This is a genomic window from Trichlorobacter sp., from assembly GCF_030247655.1.
Classification (GTDB): Bacteria; Desulfobacterota; Desulfuromonadia; order Geobacterales; family Pseudopelobacteraceae; genus Trichlorobacter.
The window spans coordinates 1-3,492 of record NZ_JAOTRZ010000269.1; the positions used below are offsets into that span (position 1 = coordinate 1).

Annotated in this window: 3 protein-coding genes; all 3 read right to left on the reverse strand. The window is 48.5% G+C overall.

Going from position 1 to position 3,492, the window contains the following annotated elements; genetic code table 11:
* The coding region (locus OEL57_RS15360; RefSeq protein ID WP_300741664.1) for an Fpg/Nei family DNA glycosylase at nt 1-641 on the reverse strand (641 nt) is incomplete at its 3' end.
* Nucleotides 641-2,731, reverse strand: a complete 2,091-nt coding sequence (locus tag OEL57_RS15365; protein WP_300741666.1) for a CHASE2 domain-containing protein — start codon at nt 2,729-2,731, stop codon at nt 641-643. The genes OEL57_RS15365 and OEL57_RS15360, both read right to left, overlap by 1 nt.
* Nucleotides 2,732-2,743: 12 nt before the next feature.
* On the reverse strand, nt 2,744-3,492 hold a 749-nt coding region (locus OEL57_RS15370; protein WP_300741668.1), incomplete at its 5' end, for a tetratricopeptide repeat protein.

Consider the following 3,492-nt stretch of genomic DNA (forward strand, 5'->3'; position numbering starts at 1 on the left):
TGGGTCAACACACCATGTAGCGCATCATACAGACGAACCGTCTCTTGTGAGGAAAGAGCAGCTGTGCCTCTTAGTGGATGTAACTGAGCACGGAATAGTGTTTCGTCAGCATAGATGTTACCAACACCAGCCACAAAAGACTGATCCAGCAACAAAGGTTTCAACTGTCTTCTTGTGCTGCGTAATCGAGATAAAAAAAAGTCCTGTGGCACCGATAACGCATCAGGTCCCAACCTGCTGGTCACCTCCGCTGGGTCATTAAGTAACCAGACACGACCAAAAGCGCGTGGATCATCAAAACGTAGCGCCAATCCCTGATCCAGTTTGAGTACAAATCTGGTATGACGCTCTACTGACTGCTGCTCTGGTACCAGAAACAGGCGTCCGGTCATACGCAGATGCAGTGCCAGCCATGTCAGCTTTTTTGACGGGGAATCCTGAAAACTAAAAAACAAATATTTACCATGTCGGCAAATGTCGTAACAACGTAGACCTGTTACTGCGTGAATCAGGGAATCTGTCTCTCCATCAACCACGGAGTTACGCAAAACACAGACTTCACGAACCTGTCGCACAATGAGCGAAGGACGGCTGGTAGTCAGGCATTGCAGGACAGACTCGACTTCCGGCAACTCTGGCATTATTTACTCTTGGCCGTATAGACACCATCCCAGTCTGCAGGCGGAGGTGTTGCAAGGTATTCATCACAACGGCAGCTGTAGAGCTTTGACGGGCCATCAGCATAATCCGATGCAAGCTGGTTAAAGACTACCTGAGCAGCAGTAAACTGTTGTGTACGATACTTTTCAAGTCCCTCTTCAAAGCGCGGCAACAGCTCAAGATTGTTGATCATTAACTCATACATTACAACAGGCAGATGCTTGCCCTTTACCCGGACACGGTCTACTTCGCGGAACGTAAAACGTCCTTCAGGTATTTGCTTGCGAGTGTCTTCACTTACCAGTATGTGTGAGCCATAATACTTGTTCAGACCTTCCAGCCTTGAAGCCAGATTCACCGAATCCCCGATTGCAGTGTAGTCAAAACGGATGTCGGCTCCCATATTACCCACAACCGCCGGTCCGGTGTTAATGCCAACCCCGATATCCAACGTGTGCATACCACGTTCAGTAAATCCAACGTTCAAACGCGTAAGCTCTTCCATCATTTTTACTGCAGCCACACAGGCATGTTCTGCATGGCCAGGGACATCCAACGGGGCGTTAAAAATAGCCATAACAGCATCACCAATAAACTTGTCCAAGGTTCCCTTTTCTTCCAGCACAATTCTGGTCATGGGTGACAGATATTCGTTCAAAAGCGTGACCAGCTCAGGAGGTGTCAGGCTTTCAGAAACAGTCGTAAACCCACGTATATCAGAGAACAAGATAGAAATTTCACGTTGTTCTCCTCCCAACACCAGCTTATCAGGGTTTTTCTCTATCTCTCGTACCAGATCCGGTGAAACATAGTTGGAAAATGCCTTTTTAAGCTGTCGGCCTTTTTTCTCAACCACAAGATTACGCCATGACTCACTACCCAGGTAGGTCAGACCGAGCCCCAGCATCGGATAGATGATGGTCATATCCCGTAACCCTTGGGTAAAGCCAAAATAGTTAACAACCAGGAACAGACCGCTTGTACCTGCAAATGCCGCGAGACCAGCAAAAGTACCGGGCATAAAAGCAAGAATAATACCCAGCAGGATCGGCAGTAGTAGAATACAGAATATTTCCTGCATCTGAGTAATGCCATCATATTTCAGAAAGCGTTGCTCAAGGGCATTGGCAGCAACAGTGGCGTGTAGTTCAACACCGGGCTGGTACGCGTCAAAAGGGGTGGGACGGATATCGTAGATACCGATCTCGGTTGCCCCCACAAAAGCCATGGTCCCTTTCAGTTCATCAGGTTTAAGCCGTTTTTTGATTACGTCTGCTGCAGAAACTGTCCGGAAGGAACGGGCCGGGCCATAATAGTTCAGTGCCATAGCGCCATCTTCACGAGAGGGAATCCGTAGAGAGCCGATCTGTAAACCATCTATGCCGTAGGACTTGACCTCCATCATAATGTCACTACCCAGGTAGTGACGCAGTGCTTTCATTGCTAAAGATGGATAGACATCTCCGTTGTACAACAATAGTAACAGGGAACGACGATACAAGCCGTCACCATCTGGCCTTGCATTAAAAAAACCGAAATCCAGTGCTTTAGCACCTAATTGTGGAATATTTGCATCAAGGTTTTCATACTGCGTCAGCGGGAGTGACTGGACCCCTTCAGCAACCTTCATTAACTTAACGGTTGCCTTTTCCATCTGTGCAATGGCAACAGGGTCCACTGCCTGATCTTCTTCACGAAAGAAGTAACCCATGACGACATTTCCTGCTTTGGCAATAGAATTTGCCAAAGCAGCATCTGCAGCCGGATTTTGAGGTTCTGAAAAAACAATATCCAGAGCCGTTACTTTAACACCATATGAAACCAGATTTTCAATAAGACGGCCGGTTACCTCGCGTGACCAGGGCCACCGACCAATTTCTTTGATACTGGCATGGTCAATAGCCACCACCACCACATCTTTATCCGGCGCAATTGGCCCCCGCACACGGAAACGGGCATCCTTCATCCGGTAATCAAGCTGCTGTAGGGCCTGAGGAGCCTGACGATAAGCCACAAAGGTGATGAGCGCAGCAATCAGGCCAAAGGCTAGAAAAGCAAGTCGTTTTTTCATACCTGGTATGCCTTACTTACCAATACCGTTCAATAGCGTCTCGGCATTGCTGCGATGAGTTCCCTGAGGATACATTTTCAAATACTGCTCAAAGCGTAGCTTGGCCTGCTCATTAAAGCCCATCTCAGCAAGTGTCTGGGCAGCATTAAAGAGTGCAAATTCAGCCTGGGGCAACCTGGGATATTCTTCCAATACCAGTAGATATTCTGCCAAGGCAAGCTCCGGGTTAGACAGAAACCGGGCATAGACCGCCCCCCGCTCCATATGAGCATCAGCTCGTACGGTCTCAACCTTGGTCAGGTCCAGCGCAATTTGAAACACATTCAGGGCATCATGATACTTGCCGCTATCTGCCAGATAATGGCCATGATTGATATTCCAGCGAGCACAGATATCAACAATCTTGCCGGAGTCTGTCCACTCCTTGGGGGGTTCTGCAGCGGTTACACCATCAAAAATTCCTTTTGCCTCGGCCAGAGGTGTACCTTGGTCAATTTTAACCGGCTCTGCGGGTGGTAGGCCACGGGTATTCTGGACGTAGGTTGCCGAAGTCAGCGGTTGCTGGGCAGATTTACCGTCTCCTGAAACAGCCACGGTTCCTTCATTACCAAAGAATACGTTGGCCTGACCTTGCGAAAGCATCAGGAATTCAGTTCCCTTGATTCCAGCTACGGCAGTACCGCTCTTAACCGTCATACCACTTTGTTTGCCACCAAATTTAACCACAGAGGCACGTAGCTTACCTCCAGCAAGATTAGAAG